23 protein-coding genes are annotated in these 18,305 nt (G+C 51.5%); 11 read left to right on the top strand and 12 right to left on the bottom strand.

All coding sequences use genetic code 11. The features are described 5' to 3' along the window. Positions 1-31: 31 nt before the first annotated feature. The 9 genes from ptsN to RGV86_RS15485 all read right to left on the bottom strand — a co-directional run bounded on the left by ptsN (position 32) and on the right by RGV86_RS15485 (position 6,826). Positions 32-523: a PTS IIA-like nitrogen regulatory protein PtsN gene (ptsN, locus tag RGV86_RS15445; RefSeq protein WP_000183676.1), complete on the bottom strand. Its 492-nt coding sequence runs from the start codon at positions 521-523 to the stop codon at positions 32-34. 117 nt (positions 524-640) lie between these two features. Next, positions 641-928 carry a ribosome hibernation promoting factor gene (gene hpf, locus RGV86_RS15450; RefSeq protein WP_001176602.1) on the bottom strand — a complete coding sequence of 96 codons (288 nt, stop codon included), beginning with the start codon at positions 926-928 and terminating at the stop codon, positions 641-643. Between the two features lie 22 nt (positions 929-950). After that, complete coding sequence (gene rpoN, locus RGV86_RS15455; RefSeq protein WP_000809026.1) at positions 951-2,384, bottom strand: RNA polymerase factor sigma-54; 1,434 nt, start codon at positions 2,382-2,384, stop codon at positions 951-953. Between the two features lie 47 nt (positions 2,385-2,431). Further along, complete coding sequence (gene lptB, locus RGV86_RS15460; protein WP_000224099.1) at positions 2,432-3,157, bottom strand: LPS export ABC transporter ATP-binding protein; 726 nt, start codon at positions 3,155-3,157, stop codon at positions 2,432-2,434. A 6-nt stretch (positions 3,158-3,163) separates the two neighbouring features. Next, positions 3,164-3,721: a lipopolysaccharide ABC transporter substrate-binding protein LptA gene (gene lptA / locus RGV86_RS15465; protein WP_000669785.1), complete on the bottom strand. Its 558-nt coding sequence runs from the start codon at positions 3,719-3,721 to the stop codon at positions 3,164-3,166. Further along, positions 3,690-4,265, bottom strand: a complete 576-nt coding sequence (gene lptC / locus RGV86_RS15470; RefSeq protein WP_000030542.1) for an LPS export ABC transporter periplasmic protein LptC — start codon at positions 4,263-4,265, stop codon at positions 3,690-3,692. Before lptC ends, lptA begins: the two co-directional genes overlap by 32 nt. After that, a complete protein-coding gene (kdsC, locus tag RGV86_RS15475) occupies positions 4,262-4,828 on the bottom strand; it encodes a 3-deoxy-manno-octulosonate-8-phosphatase KdsC (protein ID WP_001030165.1) in 567 nt (188 codons plus the stop codon). Before kdsC ends, lptC begins: the two co-directional genes overlap by 4 nt. Before the next feature lie 20 nt (positions 4,829-4,848). Further along, positions 4,849-5,835: an arabinose-5-phosphate isomerase KdsD gene (gene kdsD, locus RGV86_RS15480; protein WP_010346512.1), complete on the bottom strand. Its 987-nt coding sequence runs from the start codon at positions 5,833-5,835 to the stop codon at positions 4,849-4,851. Positions 5,836-5,848: 13 nt separating this feature from the next. Then, on the bottom strand, positions 5,849-6,826 hold the full coding sequence (locus tag RGV86_RS15485) for a calcium/sodium antiporter (protein WP_000922894.1): 978 nt from the start codon (positions 6,824-6,826) through the stop codon (positions 5,849-5,851). A 208-nt stretch (positions 6,827-7,034) separates the two neighbouring features. Here RGV86_RS15485 and mlaF point away from each other — a divergent pair, with 208 nt between their 5' ends. The 7 genes from mlaF to murA all read left to right on the top strand — a co-directional run bounded on the left by mlaF (position 7,035) and on the right by murA (position 11,865). Further along, the gene (gene mlaF, locus RGV86_RS15490; protein WP_000438245.1) at positions 7,035-7,844 is read left to right on the top strand and encodes a phospholipid ABC transporter ATP-binding protein MlaF; all 810 of its coding nucleotides are present in this window, start codon (positions 7,035-7,037) and stop codon (positions 7,842-7,844) included. A 7-nt stretch (positions 7,845-7,851) separates the two neighbouring features. Beyond that, complete coding sequence (gene mlaE, locus RGV86_RS15495; protein WP_000925792.1) at positions 7,852-8,634, top strand: lipid asymmetry maintenance ABC transporter permease subunit MlaE; 783 nt, start codon at positions 7,852-7,854, stop codon at positions 8,632-8,634. A gap of 4 nt (positions 8,635-8,638) precedes the next feature. Next, positions 8,639-9,190, top strand: coding sequence for an outer membrane lipid asymmetry maintenance protein MlaD (mlaD, locus tag RGV86_RS15500; protein WP_016159478.1), 552 nt, complete (start codon positions 8,639-8,641; stop codon positions 9,188-9,190). Positions 9,191-9,208: 18 nt separating this feature from the next. Continuing rightward, a complete protein-coding gene (gene mlaC, locus RGV86_RS15505) occupies positions 9,209-9,844 on the top strand; it encodes a phospholipid-binding protein MlaC (protein WP_000476479.1) in 636 nt (211 codons plus the stop codon). After that, positions 9,844-10,137: a lipid asymmetry maintenance protein MlaB gene (gene mlaB, locus RGV86_RS15510; protein ID WP_000004491.1), complete on the top strand. Its 294-nt coding sequence runs from the start codon at positions 9,844-9,846 to the stop codon at positions 10,135-10,137. Before mlaC ends, mlaB begins: the two co-directional genes overlap by 1 nt. Before the next feature lie 159 nt (positions 10,138-10,296). Further along, complete coding sequence (gene ibaG, locus RGV86_RS15515; RefSeq protein ID WP_010346509.1) at positions 10,297-10,551, top strand: BolA family iron metabolism protein IbaG; 255 nt, start codon at positions 10,297-10,299, stop codon at positions 10,549-10,551. Between the two features lie 54 nt (positions 10,552-10,605). Then, positions 10,606-11,865: a UDP-N-acetylglucosamine 1-carboxyvinyltransferase gene (gene murA, locus RGV86_RS15520; protein ID WP_000357255.1), complete on the top strand. Its 1,260-nt coding sequence runs from the start codon at positions 10,606-10,608 to the stop codon at positions 11,863-11,865. Positions 11,866-11,912: 47 nt separating this feature from the next. Here the strand turns inward: murA and sfsB are convergent, their stop codons facing one another. Together sfsB and ispB are read right to left on the bottom strand one after the other, a co-directional pair. Further along, positions 11,913-12,191 carry a DNA-binding transcriptional regulator SfsB gene (gene sfsB, locus RGV86_RS15525; RefSeq protein ID WP_000445413.1) on the bottom strand — a complete coding sequence of 93 codons (279 nt, stop codon included), beginning with the start codon at positions 12,189-12,191 and terminating at the stop codon, positions 11,913-11,915. A 226-nt stretch (positions 12,192-12,417) separates the two neighbouring features. Beyond that, a complete protein-coding gene (gene ispB, locus RGV86_RS15530; RefSeq protein ID WP_010346507.1) occupies positions 12,418-13,389 on the bottom strand; it encodes an octaprenyl diphosphate synthase in 972 nt (323 codons plus the stop codon). A 258-nt stretch (positions 13,390-13,647) separates the two neighbouring features. Between ispB and rplU the strand changes: the two genes are divergently transcribed. From rplU to cgtA, 4 genes are all read left to right on the top strand, one after another. Further along, a complete protein-coding gene (gene rplU / locus RGV86_RS15535; protein ID WP_000271401.1) occupies positions 13,648-13,959 on the top strand; it encodes a 50S ribosomal protein L21 in 312 nt (103 codons plus the stop codon). Positions 13,960-13,979: 20 nt separating this feature from the next. Further along, entirely contained in the window at positions 13,980-14,237 is a 258-nt protein-coding gene (rpmA, locus tag RGV86_RS15540; RefSeq protein ID WP_000940596.1) for a 50S ribosomal protein L27, read from the top strand. A gap of 126 nt (positions 14,238-14,363) precedes the next feature. Next, positions 14,364-15,329, top strand: coding sequence for a DMT family transporter (locus RGV86_RS15545; RefSeq protein ID WP_000813014.1), 966 nt, complete (start codon positions 14,364-14,366; stop codon positions 15,327-15,329). A gap of 15 nt (positions 15,330-15,344) precedes the next feature. Then, positions 15,345-16,517: an Obg family GTPase CgtA gene (gene cgtA, locus RGV86_RS15550; protein WP_000673561.1), complete on the top strand. Its 1,173-nt coding sequence runs from the start codon at positions 15,345-15,347 to the stop codon at positions 16,515-16,517. Positions 16,518-16,628: 111 nt separating this feature from the next. On the opposite strand, the gene dacB is transcribed toward cgtA, so the two are convergent. Next, complete coding sequence (gene dacB, locus RGV86_RS15555) at positions 16,629-18,062, bottom strand: serine-type D-Ala-D-Ala carboxypeptidase (RefSeq protein ID WP_001212643.1); 1,434 nt, start codon at positions 18,060-18,062, stop codon at positions 16,629-16,631. Positions 18,063-18,305 lie beyond the last annotated feature (243 nt).

An 18,305-nucleotide genomic window follows, 5' to 3' on the forward strand; every position in this document is an offset into this window, starting at 1 on the left:
CACAACGTCTAAAAGAGACATTACAGAATAACTACGCTTCATCCGGAGTACCTTCGGTATCCGTAATGATTTGATACAGCTCTTCATCACTCTGGGCTGCACGTAAACGGCGGCAGATGGTTTTGTCCGCCAGACGTTTCGCCACCAGCGAAAGAGTATGCAGGTGCGTTTTAGTTTGGTCAGCCGGCACCAGCAGGGCAAAAAGTAAATCCACCGGTTGGTTGTCGATGGCATCGAAAGCTATAGGCGTTTCGAGCTGAACGAAAACACCAACGGCACGCAGAGTATCTTCTTCCAGTTTGCCATGCGGAATGGCAATGCCATTACCGATACCGGTACTGCCCATTTTTTCCCGCGTCAGAATAGCTTCAAAAACCACCTGAGGCGGCAGGCTGAGTTGTTTCGCAGCCAGTTCGCTGATAATTTCCAGTGCACGTTTTTTGCTCTGACAGTGGACGCGGCTTCGCGTACATTCCCTGTTAAGAACACTGCTAAGCTGTAGAGTTGTATCATTATTTGTCATAATTTCACCTAAGAACCTGACCACTCAAATCGTGGGACAGGTTCGGAGCATTAACTGTACAAATGGCCCGTTGTGTCGCACAACAGGCCGCCATGCACTTGCTAATTGCCCGGACAATTAGTGTTGTTTCAATTTATCTTTATGCTTGGTCAACTGGCGTGCCAGCTTATCAATTAAGCCATCAATGGCAGCATACATGTCCTGACCTTCCGCGCTGGCATGAATTTCGCCACCGTTTACATGCAGTGTTGCATCTGAGGTATGGGTGACTTTCTCCACTTTCAGAACAACATAGACCTGGTTGATTCGGTCAAAATATTGCTCAAGTTTGGCAAATTTTGATGTGACAAATTCGCGCAGGGCCTCGGTGATCTCGACGTTATTTCCGGTAATGTTGAGCTGCATAGTGTCTTCCTTATCGGTTGGGTCAAACGAGCTGTTTACGCTGGTTTGACGGCGGAATGGATAAAGACTCTCGGTATTTCGCAACAGTGCGGCGTGCCACCATGATACCTTGTTCCGACAGCAAAGAGGTTAACTTGCTGTCGCTCAACGGTTTCGCTGGGTTTTCCGCCGCGATTAATTTCTTCACCAGCGCACGAATCGCCGTGGACGAGGCTTCGCCGCCGCCCTCGGTATTGACGTGACTGGAGAAAAAATACTTCAGTTCAAAAATGCCTCGTGGACTATGCAGGTACTTTTGCGTGGTCACGCGAGATATCGTCGATTCATGCATTTCGACGGCCTGGGCGATGTCGGCCAGTACCATCGGTTTCATATATTCTTCGCCTTGCTCAAAGAAGGCTTGCTGCTGTTCAACAATACAGCGACTCACGCGCAGTAGCGTATCGTTACGGCTTTCCAGACTCTTAATCAACCATTTGGCATCCTGCAGATTGCTGCGGATAAACTGGCTGTCGCCATCGTTACGTGTGTTATTGCACATCGAGGCGTAGTGCTGGTTGATTTGCAGACGCGGAATGCTGTCGCTGTTGAGTTCCACCGTCCAGTGGCCGTTATGCTTACGCACCAACACATCTGGAATGACATATTCCGGCTCACCGGTCTGGATCGACTGGCCGGGGCGTGGATCGAGCGACTGGATCAGATTGACGGCTTCTTTCAGCACATCTTCTTTCAGACGCGTGACGCGCATTAAAGTGCGGAAGTCGTGATTGGCTAACAGATCGAGATGATCGCTAATGATCAGCCTGGCCTCTTCCAGCCACGGCGTGGTCTTATCGAATTGGGAGAGTTGGATCAGCAGACAGTCGCGCAGATCTTTCGCCGCTACACCGACCGGGTCAAACCGTTGGATCCGCTTGAGGACCGCTTCAACTTCATCGATGTCGATCTCTTCATCGCCCATGCTTTCGAGAATATCTTCCAGTGGGACGGTGAGATAACCGGTATCATCAACGGCATCAACGATGGAGGTGGCGATAGCGCGGTCAGTGTCGGAAAACGGTGTCAGCTCGACCTGCCACATCAGGTAATCCTGCAAGGTCTGCGTCGTTTCGCCTTGATAGACCGGTAGCTCGTCGTCGATATAGTCACCGCTGGTGCCGGACGGCGTACCGGCTGTATAGATGGTGTCCCAACTGGCGTCGAGCGGCAGCTCTTCCGGCATCTCTTTTTGTTCGAGCGCGTCAGCGGTGTCCAGCGTTTCGCTGTCTGGCGTTTCGTGAGTGTCGATTTCATCATGAGTGTCGATTTGCTCAAGCAGTGGATTACTCTCCAGCGCCTGCTGCAGCTCCTGTTGAAGTTCCAGCGTGGACAGCTGCAACAGACGAATTGCCTGTTGTAGCTGAGGCGTCATCGCCAGTTGCTGACTAAGCCTGAGTTGCAAACCTTGCTTCATGTTCAGAATCGTACTCTCCTGCTAAAACGTCGCGAGCTTCTACCCTATCAGAGTCTGAAGTCTTCCCCAAGGTATACACGCTTAACATGTTCGTCTTGTAAGATTTCTGTAGGTGTGCCGTGGGCGATCAAATGCCCCTGACTAACGATATAAGCGCGTTCACAAACTGCCAGTGTTTCACGCACGTTATGGTCGGTGATCAGCACGCCCAGGCCGCTGTCGCGCAGGTGCTCAATGATGCGTTTGATGTCGATAACCGAGATCGGGTCAACCCCGGCAAACGGTTCATCAAGCAGAATAAATTTCGGATTCGCAGCCAGTGCGCGGGCAATTTCTACACGGCGACGTTCACCACCGGAGAGCGATTGCCCCATGCTGTCACGCAGGTGCTCAATGTGAAACTCTTCCATCAGCTCGTTCGCACGGTCTTCACGTTGTTCAGCAGACAAATCGTCACGAATTTGCAGTACCGCCATCAGGTTATCGTAAACGCTGAGGCGGCGGAAAATGGAGGCTTCCTGCGGCAGATAGCCGATACCGCGACGCGCGCGCGCGTGTAATGGCAGCAGGCTGATATCGTCATCATCAATAATGATGTTGCCTGCATCGCGCGGCACAATGCCAACAACCATGTAGAAAGTGGTGGTCTTACCGGCACCGTTTGGCCCCAGCAGACCGACAATTTCTCCGGAGTTGACGGTCAGGCTGACGTCTTCTACCACGCGGCGACCCTTGTAGGCTTTTGCAAGGTTCTTTGCTGTTAATGTTGCCATAACGAATTAATTACCTTTCTTCTGCGCCGGGGTCTGGCCTTTGTTGTTTTTATCCTGCAACTGCGACGGCACCAGAACGGTGGTTACGCGCTTACCTTTATCGCTGAAAGCCTGCATTTTCTGCTCTTTCACCAGATAAGTGATTTTATCGCCCTTTATATTGCTATCGACCTGCTGCAGATAAGCATTACCGGTCAGAACGACAAAATCTTTCGCCAGTTCGTAATGCATCTGGGAAGCGTGACCTTCGACAGGTTTACCGTTGTCCTGCATTTGATAGAACGTCGCTGGCTTACCGTAGCCATCGATCACTTCTTTGCCCTGCTCGCCGCCCGGGCGGGTAACGACCACTTTATCGGCATTAATTTTGATGGTGCCCTGGGTAACGATGACGTTACCCGTGAAGGTGACTACGTTGCCTTGCATATCAAGAGATTGCTGATCCGACTCAATGTGAATCGGCTGGTCAGTGTCTCCGGTAACGGCAAATGCCGGAATACTGGCGGCCAGAAGTGAGCTGGCAAGCACAAGATTAAGGCTGAGTTTGTTTGTTTTGAATTTCATAGGATGTTCTAACCTTTTCAATCAGCTCGGCGTTCTTGCTGCGTAAGTTGCCGCGCATTTTCAGACCGCTGGAGTTAAATGTTGTTCCGTATAACGTGACGAGGTCTTCAGAGGTAACATCCTGCGTCACCAGATTGATCTGCGCGTTATCCGTCGTGATTCTGCGAAGTTGAGAGTCCGGCACGAGTGCGTTGACTTCAACGTGTCCATATAAATAGAGCATCCGATCATTGGTCAGCTTGGCTTTATCCGCTTTTACGGACCATGTCGGGATTTTATCCTTATCAAACGTAGTAAGTACCGGTTGCGTAAACCACGAAACGGCCTGATCGGAATAATATTCAACGTGTTGAGCAATCAATCGATAGCTTAGCGCCCCTTCTGGGTTATAGACGAGCGTGTCCGTATGCTCGCTTTTATAGGTGGGATCATTGTTGTTGACGACCACCTGGGCGGTATCGTCTTTCTCGGTCATGTTAATGCCGATCATCACCAGAACCGCCAGTGATAGCACAATGATAACCCAACGTCTGGCTTTACTCATATCGATTGCCCTTTGGCTTCATCCAGTTTGCCCTGCGCCAGGAGTAATAAGTCGCAAACTTCACGCACTGCGCCACGACCGCCAGCAATGCGAGTCACGTAATCGGCGCGCGGGAGCAACAGCGGATGCGCATCGGCCACGGCTACGCTTAGGCCCACTTTTTCCATTACCGGCCAGTCGATGAGATCATCCCCAACGTAAGCCACGTTTTCCGGGGCGATCGCCAGTTTTTCCAGCAGATCGCTAAAGGCGATAAGTTTATTCGACTGCCCCTGATACAAGTGAGTAATCCCCAATGTGGCACAGCGATCTTCTACCAGTTTAGCCTTTCGCCCGGTAATGATGGCGACTTCAATATCAGAGGTGAGCGCACAACGAATGCCATAACCATCACGAACATTGAACGCTTTAAGTTCTTCGCCGTTGTTGCCCATATAAATCAGGCCATCTGACAGCACGCCATCGACGTCAAGGATCAGCAGACGAATATTTTCTGCTTTTGCCATAACGTCGGCACTGACAGGGCCGTAACAGGTCTCAAGTGACGCACCTGCTTTATTCATTGTTGTTTATCCTTGAATCTTTACACTACGCCAGCACGCAGTAAATCATGCATATGTAACACACCGAGTAAATGGTCGCCATCGGCAACCATTACGGAGGTGATATGGCGGGACTGCATTAAGTTCAGTGCCTCAACGGCCAGAATGCCAGGGCGTACGCGAATTCCCCCCGGCGTCATCACATCGGCAATACTTAATTGACGGACATCCACGCCCATATCGAAGACACGGCGTAAATCACCGTCGGTAAAGATGCCTTCAATCATCATATTGTCATCGCAAATGACGGTCATACCAAGATTTTTGCGGGTAACTTCCAGTAATGCATCGCGCAGGCTGGCGGTTTTTTTGACATGCGGGATTTCATCACCCGTATGCATAATATCGTTTACGCGCAGTAGAAGTTTACGACCCAGTGCGCCGCCGGGATGTGAGAGCGCAAAATCTTCGGCGGTAAAGCCGCGCGCTTTTAACAGAGCGACGGCGAGCGCATCGCCCATAACCAGCGTGGCGGTGGTGCTGCTGGTCGGTGCCAGCCCCAACGGGCAGGCTTCTTTTGCTACTTTAACACACAGATGCACATCTGCGGCACGAGCCATGCTGCTCTCCGGGCGACCGGTAATGCAGATTAACGGCACGTGAAGACGCTTAAGCACCGGAATCAAGGCATTGATTTCGCTGGATTCACCAGAGTTAGAGATAGCTATTACCACATCCTGCGGGGTGACCATGCCTAAATCGCCATGCGCGGCTTCGCCAGGATGGACGAAAAATGACGGAGTACCGGTGCTGGCAAAGGTCGCGGCCATTTTGCGTCCAATGTGTCCCGATTTGCCCATCCCCATAACCACGACTTTACCTTTACACCAAAACATCTTTTCGCAAGCGAGCGCGAAATTCTGATTGATGTATTGATCAAGCTCCGCCAGGCATTCACGTTCAATCGCCAGGACTTCTTTACCTGCTTGCTGAAAGTCAAAACCCGGTTGCAACTCTACGTGCGACATAATGCGTTTCCAGTTATTCAACGAGTATTGGCGATAACCAGTACAACATCGCCAGCCATACGATAAATCCGCCTGTTAATAATACCCCTACGCCACGGCCCGGTTGCGGGGAGCGTCGCCAGCACAGCAACGCAAAAATAATGCTTACCAACAACATCACGCTGTAGTCACGGCTGTACGCCAGTGGGTTAATCTCCCCTGGCGTAATCAGCGCCGGCAGACCCAGCACGATGACGATATTAAAAATATTCGCGCCAATGATATTACCGACGGCGATGTCGTTTTCACCTTTGCGAACACCGGCTATCGCGGTTGCCAGTTCCGGCAGACTCGTGCCGATAGCGATTGCCGTCAGACCAATAGTCAATTCGCTGATGGCAAAGTAATTCGCCAGAACGGTGGCGTTATCAATCACCATCCGCGTTGCCACTGGCATGATGATCAGCGCAATGCCAAGCCATAAAAATGCGACGGGTAAACCGCCTTCACGCGGTAGCTCTGCAAGCTGCTCTCTGGTCAGGCTATCGGTTCCCTGACGTTCGGCCTGATGTGCAAGTTTAACAATGAACAGCAGCCATAGCACAGCCAGAAAAAGGAGAAAGATACCATCGCTGCGGCTAAGTTGTCCGTCATAGAGTACGGAACCGGCCACCACGCTGACGAATAACATTAATGGTAACTCGCGGCGCAGAACATCGGAATGGACGGTAAAAGGGCGCACCAGTGCGGTCAGACCGAGGATCAGCAAGATATTGATAATGTTTGAGCCAAGCGCCGTACCGACGGCTAAATCGCGTTGTTCGTGCAGTGACGCGGCAAGCGAAACAATAATCTCAGGAAGCGACGTGCCAATACTGACCACAGTCATGCCAATGATCAGCGGTGGGATGCCAAAAGTGCGGCAAAGAATGGAAGCGGCAAATACCAGACGATCGGCACTGTATACGACCAAAAGTAAACCAACAATTAACAGTGCCGTAGCTAAAAGCATCTAACGTCCTTTCTTCAGGTATACTCGCCGGTCGCTGAAGATTCTCAGAAAGCCGTAACGGATTCTTAATTTTGACTTTATGCGGCTAAAAAGTAAAACAAATGCCAGCTTTAGCTAACCACGGCGGGTAATATTCTGTAAATATGTTGGGTTCAAGGTTAAATTGAGCACCATGCTTAGAAAATCAACGCAAGACGAAGGGTGAATTATGGAGCAGTCTGTGGCGAATTTAGTCGATATGCGCGATGTCAGTTTTACGCGTGGCAATCGCTGCATCTTCGATAATATTTCCCTGACCGTGCCGCGAGGGAAGATCACGGCAATCATGGGGCCATCGGGCATCGGTAAAACGACGCTACTCCGTCTGATTGGCGGGCAAATCGCACCAGATCACGGTGAGATCCTTTTTGATGGCGAGAATATTCCGGCGATGTCTCGTTCGCGCCTGTACACTGTGCGCAAACGGATGAGCATGTTGTTTCAGTCCGGGGCGTTGTTCACAGATATGAACGTATTTGACAACGTTGCCTATCCACTGCGCGAACATACCCAGCTCCCCGCGCCATTGTTGCATAGCACGGTGATGATGAAGCTGGAAGCCGTGGGGCTGCGTGGAGCGGCTAAACTGATGCCTTCTGAGCTTTCCGGCGGGATGGCTCGTCGCGCTGCACTGGCGCGTGCGATTGCCCTGGAGCCGGATCTCATCATGTTTGATGAACCGTTTGTTGGGCAGGATCCGATCACTATGGGCGTACTGGTGAAGCTGATTTCTGAGCTGAACAGCGCGTTGGGCGTGACCTGCGTGGTAGTTTCTCATGATGTGCCGGAAGTCTTAAGTATTGCGGATCACGCCTGGATTCTGGCGGATAAAAAAATTGTCGCTCACGGTAGCGCCCAGGCGTTGCAGGCGAATCCTGATCCGCGCGTACGTCAGTTTCTGGACGGGATAGCTGACGGACCTGTTCCGTTCCGCTATCCTGCCGGCGATTATCACGCTGATCTTTTACCAGGGAGTTAAGCCACTCATGCTGTTAAATGCGCTGGCCTCGCTTGGACATAAAGGGATTAAAACCCTGAGAACGTTCGGACGGGCCGGGTTAATGTTATTCAATGCGCTGGTCGGCAAACCGGAATTTCGTAAACATGCGCCGCTGCTGGTGCGTCAGCTCTATAATGTCGGCGTCCTGTCAATGCTGATTATTGTGGTTTCTGGCGTATTCATCGGAATGGTGCTGGGTCTGCAAGGTTATCTGGTTCTGACCACTTATAGTGCGGAAACCAGTCTGGGTATGCTGGTGGCGTTATCGCTACTGCGTGAACTGGGACCGGTGGTTGCTGCGTTGCTGTTTGCCGGTCGAGCCGGTTCGGCGTTAACCGCAGAAATCGGCTTGATGCGCGCCACAGAGCAGCTCTCCAGCATGGAGATGATGGCGGTCGATCCGCTGCGTCGGGTTATTTCTCCGCGTTTCTGGGCTGGGGTTATTTCATTGCCGTTGCTGACGATTATTTTCGTCGCCGTGGGGATCTGGGGCGGATCGCTGGTCGGCGTGAGCTGGAAAGGTATTGATAGCGGATTCTTCTGGTCGGCAATGCAAAATGCCGTCGACTGGCGTATGGATCTGGTCAACTGTCTGATTAAGAGCGTGGTGTTCGCTATTACGGTGACGTGGATTTCGTTGTTTAACGGCTACGACGCCATCCCGACTTCTGCCGGGATTAGCCGGGCAACCACTCGCACCGTTGTCCACTCGTCTCTGGCTGTTCTGGGGCTGGATTTTGTGCTGACCGCATTGATGTTTGGGAATTGAGTTCATGCAAACGAAAAAAAATGAAATTTGGGTGGGTATCTTTTTATTAGCAGCACTGCTGGCGGCGCTGTTTGTCTGCCTGAAGGCGGCAAACGTGACGTCCATACGTACTGAACCGACCTACACGCTTTATGCGACGTTCGATAACATTGGCGGCCTGAAAGCGCGCTCTCCGGTCAGCATTGGCGGCGTTGTCGTCGGTCGGGTGGCAGATATTACGCTGGATCCGAAAACCTATTTGCCGCGCGTGACGCTGGAAATTGAACAACGTTATAACCACATTCCTGACACCAGTTCGCTGAGCATTCGTACTTCCGGCCTGCTTGGAGAGCAATATCTGGCGTTAAACGTCGGTTTTGAAGACCCCGAACTGGGTACTGCTATCCTGAAGGATGGCGATTCGATTCAGGACACCAAGTCTGCGATGGTGCTGGAAGATCTCATTGGTCAGTTCCTTTACGGCAGTAAAGGCGATGACAATAAGAATAGTGGCGATGCGCCAGCTGCTGCGCCAGGTAATAATGAAACCACTGAACCTGTGGGTACAACGAAATAATTTCAGGAGAACCGACGCATGTTTAAACGTTTAATGATGGTCGCTTTGCTGGTGATTGCACCGCTGAGTGCGGCAACTGCGGCAGACCAAACCAATCCGTATAAGCTGATGGACGAGGCGGCGCAGAAAACGTTCGATCGCCTGAAGAATGAGCAACCGCAAATCCGGGCCAACCCGGATTACCTGCGTACTATCGTCGATCAGGAACTGCTGCCGTATGTGCAGGTGAAATACGCTGGTGCACTGGTACTGGGTCAGTATTACAAGGGCGCGACCCCAGCCCAACGTGATGCATACTTTGCCGCTTTCCGTGAGTACCTGAAGCAGGCTTATGGTCAGGCGCTGGCGATGTATCACGGGCAGACTTACCAGATTGCGCCAGAACAGCCGCTGGGTGATAAAACCATTGTGCCTATTCGCGTTACTATTATTGATCCGAATGGTCGCCCGCCGGTGCGTCTGGACTTCCAGTGGCGTAAAAACTCCCAGACTGGCAACTGGCAGGCTTACGACATGATTGCCGAAGGCGTCAGCATGATCACCACTAAACAAAACGAGTGGGGAACGCTGCTGCGTACCAAAGGTATTGACGGCCTGACCGCGCAACTGAAATCAATTTCTCAACAGAAAATCACTCTGGAAGAGAAAAAATAATGAGCGAGTCACTGAGCTGGGTGCAGACGGGCAACACTCTGGTATTAACCGGAGAGTTGGATCAAGACGTACTGCTACCGCTTTGGGAAGTGCGTGAAGAAGCGGTGAAGGGAATTACCTGCATCGATCTTAGCCGCGTGTCCCGCGTCGATACTGGTGGACTGGCGCTGCTGCTCCACCTTATCGATCTGGCGAAAAAGCAGGGCAACAGCGTGACGCTTCAGGGGGTAAACGATAAGGTGTATACCCTGGCAAAGTTGTATAATTTGCCGTCTGATGTCCTGCCTCGTTAAATTTTTTCAGGCTGGATAAGACGTTAACCGCCTGTCCGGCCAATCCGCCTGCAAGTCGAGCCTTGTTTGATTTATCAGCAAGGCTTTTTGCTTATTTATGCCAGCGCAACTTTGCTCTAAGATGTTTTGCTGGTTTATTAACTGATGAATGAAGATCCCATGGAAAATAATGAAATTCAGAGCGTGCTGATGAACGCTCTCTCCCTCCAGGAAGTCCACGTTTCCGGCGATGGCAGCCACTTTCAGGTTATTGCCGTGGGTGAGATGTTTGACGGCATGAGCCGGGTTAAAAAACAGCAGACGGTTTATGGTCCGCTGATGGAATATATTGCGGATAACCGCATTCATGCTGTGTCGATCAAAGCGTATACCCCTACGGAGTGGGCGCGAGATCGCAAACTGAACGGCTTTTGAGCTATGGGCGATTTGCCGGTAGCGGATATGAATTGTTAACTGAGAACAAACTAAATGGATAAATTTCGTGTTCAGGGGCCAACGAAGCTCCAGGGCGAAGTCACAATTTCCGGCGCTAAAAATGCTGCTCTGCCTATCCTTTTTGCCGCACTACTGGCGGAAGAACCGGTAGAGATCCAGAACGTACCGAAACTGAAAGACGTTGATACGTCAATGAAGCTGCTAAGCCAGCTGGGTGCGAAAGTAGAACGTAATGGTTCTGTGCATATTGACGCCCGCGACGTTAATGTATTCTGCGCACCTTATGATTTAGTCAAAACCATGCGAGCCTCTATCTGGGCGCTGGGGCCGCTGGTGGCACGTTTCGGTCAGGGACAGGTTTCGCTGCCAGGCGGTTGTACGATTGGTGCGCGTCCGGTTGATTTGCATATTTCCGGGCTTGAGCAATTAGGCGCGACGATCAAACTGGAAGAAGGTTACGTAAAAGCTTCCGTCGATGGGCGTCTGAAAGGCGCGCATATCGTGATGGATAAAGTCAGCGTCGGCGCAACCGTGACCATCATGTGTGCTGCAACCCTGGCGGAAGGCACCACGATTATTGAAAACGCCGCGCGTGAACCGGAAATTGTCGATACCGCGAACTTCCTGATTACGCTGGGCGCGAAAATTAGCGGTCAAGGCACCGATCGTATCGTCATCGAAGGTGTGGAACATTTAGGCGGCGGTGTCTATCGCGTGCTGCCGGATCGCATCGAAACCGGCACGTTCCTGGTGGCAGCGGCAATCTCTCGCGGCAAAATTATCTGCCGTAACGCCCAGCCAGATACTCTTGACGCTGTGCTGGCGAAACTGCGTGACGCAGGAGCGGACATTGAAGTAGGTGAGGACTGGATTAGCCTGGATATGCATGGCAAACGTCCGAAGGCCGTTAATGTCCGCACTGCGCCGCATCCGGCGTTCCCGACCGATATGCAGGCTCAGTTCACGCTGCTGAACCTGGTGGCAGAAGGCACCGGATTCATCACCGAAACGGTCTTTGAGAACCGCTTTATGCACGTGCCAGAGCTGAGCCGTATGGGCGCGCAAGCCGAGATTGAAAGCAATACCGTTATTTGTCACGGTGTCGAAAAACTTTCCGGCGCACAGGTCATGGCGACCGATCTGCGTGCATCAGCAAGTCTGGTGCTGGCTGGCTGTATTGCGGAAGGGACTACGGTTGTTGATCGTATTTATCACATCGATCGCGGCTACGAACGCATTGAAGACAAATTGCGTGCATTAGGTGCGAATATCGAGCGTGTGAAAGGCGAGTAATCGTCTGAAAGCTGGCAGCCCCGTTCGCGGGGCTACCGCCAGACCACTCATTTTTTCGGTTTAGTGTAGCTGCGCATTAACTGCGTTCTGTCGATAAACTCATGGGTCTGCGGATCATGGTAGCGTGATGGCCATATAACCCAGGGGTCAGTACCCAGGGCTTTCGCAATAATCATCTCTCCCTTTGGCCATGGACGCGATAATGCATTTGCCAGCGTCGAGGAACTCAAACCATTTCTGCGAGATTCCGCCGCCATTGACGTTCCCTTCTTGCGCAAACCCGCAATGATGTCAGCGGGATGCCAGTCAATGAAATTACTCTCCATCTTGCCTCACTCCTTAAGTTAGTCGCTTTCATTCAGAACATGTGTTCTATCGAGCATCACTATACTCCTGATGGCGCATTGCTCTAAAAAGTTCATGTAAATAGTGTGAAGATTCAGAATATATAAAGACAAACAGCTGATTATTCAGATGGTATTGCACTGAATAAGTGTTTTTATGGAACTTACTGGAGTTATCCCGCGCAATGCGCGGGATAAAGGGAAGGAATTAACGATCGCGTTGAACCGCGATATGTGCAAGGCCGATTAACGCCTCTCGCCACGGGGTATCCGGGAGTATCTGTAACGCTTCGATGGCTTTGTCTGCCTCTTCCTCGGCACGCTGACGCGTCCATTCAAGAGATCCACACGCGTTCATTGCTTCCAGAACTGGTTCCAGAAGATGACGCCCGTTGCCTTGCTCAATAGCAGTACGGATCATTTGCGCCTGCTCCGGTGTACCATTATGCATCGCATGTAGCAGCGGCAGCGTCGGTTTACCTTCGTTCAGATCGTCCCCGACGTTTTTACCTAACTGTTCACCATCGGCGCTGTAATCGAGCAAATCGTCGATGAGCTGAAAAGCGGTGCCGAGGTAACGTCCATAATCCTGCAGGCCTTTTTCCTCTTCCGGTGTACATCCTGCCAGAATCCCGGAACACTGCGCAGCAGCCTCAAACAGACGTGCAGTTTTGCTGTAGATAACGCGCATGTAGTTTTCTTCGGTGATATCCGGGTCGTTAACGTTCATCAGTTGCAGAACTTCACCTTCTGCAATGACGTTTACGGCTTCGGACATCACTTCCAGCACTTTGAGCGAGCCGAGGCTGGTCATCATCTGGAACGCGCGGGTGTAAATAAAATCGCCTACCAGCACGCTGGCGGCATTGCCAAACGCGGCGTTGGCGGTAGCTTTACCACGGCGCATATCTGATTCATCCACAACGTCGTCGTGTAGCAGAGTCGCTGTGTGGATAAACTCGATCAGAGCGGCAATGGTGACATGCGCATTTCCCTCATAGCCAACAGCTCGTGCAGCCAGTACAGCAATCATCGGACGAATACGTTTACCGCCGCCGCTGACGATGTAATAGCCTAACTGATTGATCAGTTGGACGTCGGAATTAAGCTGCTCAAGGATTGCCGCATTAACACCCGCCATATCTTGCGCGGTTAACTCATTGATTTTTTCTAAATTCATCGCAAAAGCCGGGCTTTTCGCCCCGATTACCTTACTGTGAACAAAGGCAACTTAGGGTTTATGGTTAGGAATATAGGGTGATTGTACTGAAAAAATGGCACAGATAAACGTTACCGTACAAGTTGTGTTTTTTTTCTTCGTGTATTGACTGTAGCACTTGTCAAAGGCGTGCGTTTTGCGTAATATTCGCGCCCTATTGTGAATATTTATAGCGCACTCTGAATCATTGAAAAGGTGTGCGCGGAAGCGGAGTTTTATATGTACGCGGTTTTCCAAAGTGGTGGTAAACAACACCGAGTAAGCGAAGGTCAGACCGTTCGCCTGGAAAAGCTGGACATCGCAACTGGCGAAACTGTTGAGTTCGCTGAAGTGCTGATGATCGCAAACGGTGAAGAAGTCAAAATCGGCGTTCCTTTCGTTGATGGCGGCGTAATCAAAGCTGAAGTTGTTGCTCACGGTCGTGGCGAGAAAGTTAAAATCGTTAAGTTTCGTCGTCGTAAACACTATCGTAAGCAGCAGGGCCATCGTCAGTGGTTCACTGATGTGAAAATTACTGGCATCAGCGCCTAAGACCTGAGGAGAGATTTCAAATGGCACATAAAAAGGCTGGCGGCTCCACACGTAACGGTCGCGATTCAGAAGCTAAACGCCTGGGCGTTAAGCGTTTCGGTGGCGAATCCGTTCTGGCGGGTAGCATCATCGTTCGTCAACGTGGCACCAAATTCCACGCTGGCACTAACGTAGGTTGCGGTCGTGACCACACTCTGTTTGCTAAAGCAGACGGTAAAGTGAAATTCGAAGTTAAAGGCCCGAAAAACCGTAAATTTATCAGCATCGAAGCTGAATAAGTTTTTCGCGTCCCGGTAACGGATGAAAGCCCCGCAACACGTTGCGGGGCTTTTTACATTCGATAGCCGGTAAAAATGCGCATCGTGCGGCGTTAATCCGCAAATGCGTTTTGCAGGGATTACGGTATGAAGCAGCAGGCAGGCATTGGCATTCTTTTGGCGCTCACCACAGCAATTTGCTGGGGGGCGTTGCCAATCGCAATGAAGCAGGTGCTGGAGGTGATGGAACCTCCGACAATTGTGTTTTACCGTTTCTTGATGGCGAGTATTGGCCTTGGTGCCATTCTTGCGGTGAAGAAGAAGCTGCCGCCATTACGCGTGTTTCGTAAGCCACGCTGGTTGATATTACTGGCGGTGGCGACTGCCGGGCTGTTTGGGAACTTCATCCTGTTCAGCTCATCCTTGCAATACCTGAGTCCGACCGCTTCGCAGGTGATTGGGCAACTCTCGCCGGTTGGCATGATGGTTGCCAGCGTATTTATCCTGAAAGAGAAAATGCGCAGCACCCAGGTTGTGGGAGCATTGATGCTCCTGAGCGGCCTGGTGATGTTCTTTAACACCAGTCTGGTCGAGATATTTACAAAGCTCACCGATTACACCTGGGGAGTTATCTTTGGGGTCGGTGCGGCGACGGTTTGGGTGAGTTATGGCGTGGCGCAAAAGGTTTTATTGCGTCGGCTGGCCTCACCGCAGATCCTGTTTTTACTGTACACTTTATGTACAATCGCGCTCTTCCCTCTGGCAAAGCCAGGGGTGATAGCGCAGCTTAGCCACTGGCAGCTCGCATGTTTAATTTTTTGCGGACTGAATACGTTGGTAGGATATGGCGCCCTGGCGGAAGCGATGGCTCGCTGGCAGGCAGCGCAGGTGAGCGCGATAATCACGCTCACCCCACTGTTTACGCTGTTTTTTTCAGATCTTTTATCACTGGCCTGGCCCGATTTCTTCGCCAGACCGATGTTAAACCTTTTAGGTTATCTCGGTGCGTTTGTCGTGGTTGCGGGCGCGATGTATTCCGCCATTGGTCATCGTATTTGGGGCGGATTACGTAAGCATACAACGGTGGTATCGCAACCCCGCGCAGGCGAATGATTTACGGAGAATAAAATGAAGTTTGTTGATGAAGCATCGATTCTGGTCGTTGCAGGTGATGGCGGTAATGGTTGCGTGAGCTTCCGCCGCGAAAAATATATTCCGAAAGGCGGCCCGGATGGCGGCGACGGTGGTGACGGCGGTGACGTATGGATGGAAGCCGACGAGAACCTGAATACGCTTATCGATTATCGTTTTGAAAAATCTTTCCGCGCCGAGCGTGGTCAGAATGGCGCAAGCCGCGACTGCACCGGTAAGCGTGGTAAAGACGTGACGATTAAAGTACCAGTAGGTACGCGTGTTATCGATCAGGGCACCGGTGAAACCATGGGCGATATGACCAAACACGGTCAGCGTCTGCTGGTTGCTAAGGGCGGCTGGCACGGTCTGGGCAATACTCGTTTCAAATCGTCCGTTAACCGTACACCACGGCAGAAAACCAACGGCACGCCGGGCGATAAGCGCGAGCTGCTGCTGGAGCTGATGCTGCTGGCGGACGTCGGGATGCTGGGGATGCCAAATGCTGGTAAATCGACATTCATTCGCGCTGTTTCGGCGGCTAAACCGAAAGTAGCGGACTATCCATTTACCACTCTGGTGCCAAGTCTGGGTGTGGTACGAATGGACAACGAAAAGAGCTTCGTTGTTGCCGATATTCCAGGGCTGATTGAAGGCGCTGCGGAAGGCGCAGGTCTGGGGATTCGCTTCCTGAAGCACCTGGAACGTTGCCGCGTCCTGTTGCACCTTATCGATATCGATCCGATTGACGGCACCGATCCGGTTGAAAACGCGCGTATTATTATCAGCGAGCTGGAAAAATACAGTCAGGATCTGGCGGCGAAACCGCGTTGGTTAGTCTTCAACAAGATCGATCTGCTGGATAAAGCGGAAGCCGAAGAGAAAGCGAAAGCGATCGCTGAGGCGCTGGGCTGGGAAGATAAATATTATCTGATCTCTGCGGCAAGCGGACTGGGCGTGAAAGATCTCTGCTGGGATGTGATGACCTTTATCATTGAAAACCCGGTCGTGCAGGCCGAAGAAGCGAAACAGCCAGAGAAAGTCGAATTCATGTGGGATGATTATCACCGTCAGCAGCTTGAAGAAATTGCTGAAGAGGATGATGAAGACTGGGATGACGACTGGGACGAAGACGACGAAGAAGGCGTTGAGTTCATTTACAAGCGTTAATTACTGATGACAAACGCCAAATAGCCTGATGCGCTACGCTTATCAGGCATAAACAAAGCGCACTTTGTCAATAATCTGAAACCCCGACCATGCGCCGGGGTTTCTTTTTGACTAATTGTTCTGATAAATATCTTTATACAAGCGGCTTTCAAAGCGCACTAACGGAATACGGCGATTACGCTGATCCGCCGGTTCTACTGCATAGCCAGAAAGATATTGCACAAATGCCATTCGTTGCCCGCTCGCTGTGGTAATGAATCCCGCCAGGTTATATACCCCCTGCAACGAACCGGTTTTCGCTGAGACTTTGCCATCCACGCCCGCCTGATGCAGACCCGCACGGTACTGTAACGAGCCGTCATAACCCGCCAGCGGCAGCATAGAGATAAAGTTAAGCTCATTGTCATGTTGGGCGATATATTGCAGCACCTGCATCATGGTGGCAGGCGCAATCAGGTTATGGCGTGAAAGTCCCGAGCCGTCGGCAATAATCGTGTTGCCAATATCGACACCGGCTTGCTGACGCAGAATTTGGCGCACGGCGTCCGACCCGGCCCGCCATGTTCCAGGCACATTGAAGCGCGCATGGCCTATCATGCGGAAAACCGTATCGGCGATCATGTTGTCTGATTTTTTCAGCATAATCTTAAGCAGATCATGCAAAGGAGCCGATTGTTTACTGGCCACCACCGTTCCCGGTTCGTTAACCTGCGTTTGTCGCAGCAGTGTTCCGCTCCAGGTGATACCCGCTTGTTTTAACTCATCTTTCAGAATCGCCCCGGCATAGCTGGCACCATCTTGCACCGCAAAGGCTAACGGTAGAGGTTCGGAACGTTGTGGCAGGCATCCGGTCAGCGTAAAGCGGTTCAGGTCGCCTGGCACGACATCCAGCTCGCAGTATTGCGCTTCGGCAGAACCACGGGGTAGGGTGCGTACCTGGCTGAACATCGTAACGGGGTAATAAGATGCCACGCGTATAAAAGCCATATCACCGGGTTTTTGGGCGCTGTAGAGCGAGACGGAGAAGCAATTGCGGTCAACGATGGCAGCGGCGGGTGGTGCGCTAAAGCATTGTGTCATGTCATTCCATGGCCAGCCGGGAGCTTTATCATGGCTGGCAAAAATGGAGGTATCTATGAGTACATTGCCATCGATTTGTGTGACACCAGATTTTTTCAGAGTCGCGACCATATTGCGAATATCCTGACGTTTTAACGTCGGATCGGCACCAAATCGCGCCACTAAATCGCCTTTAAGCACTCCGTTTTCCACATTACCTTTGGTTTCAAGCGTAGTGGTAAAACGAAAATCGGGGCCGAGTTGAATCAACGCAGCCAGCGCAGTGATTACTTTTTGCGTACTGGCGGGCAGCGCCATCTGCTGACTGTGGTAATCAATCGTGGGGGCAGACGCGCCGACTTTTTGCACCATCAGGGCAAGGTTGGCACCAGCGGGAAGTTGAGTAATGTACTCATCAACATTCGCAGCCTGAACACTGAACGCTATACAGCTGGTCAATCCGATGATAAATCTGGAAAATCGCATAATCTCGCGCTAACAACCTGGAATCGAGCCGTCATACTACGGCGCAACGCCCTATAAAGTAAACGATGACCCTTCGGGAACTTCAGGGTAAAATGATCATCAAAATGTGAATTGTAGCTGACCTGGAACCTGTTTCCGGGTCGGTATTTTTTTGCTTCTGGCCTGGTGAGGAGTTATGCCGGGCTGACCGAACAGCCGGGGTGGGTGGAGACTCGCCCCATCAGGAATATTCAAGAGGTATAA

Source organism: Escherichia ruysiae (assembly GCF_031323975.1).
Lineage (GTDB): Bacteria > Pseudomonadota > Gammaproteobacteria > Enterobacterales > Enterobacteriaceae > Escherichia > Escherichia ruysiae.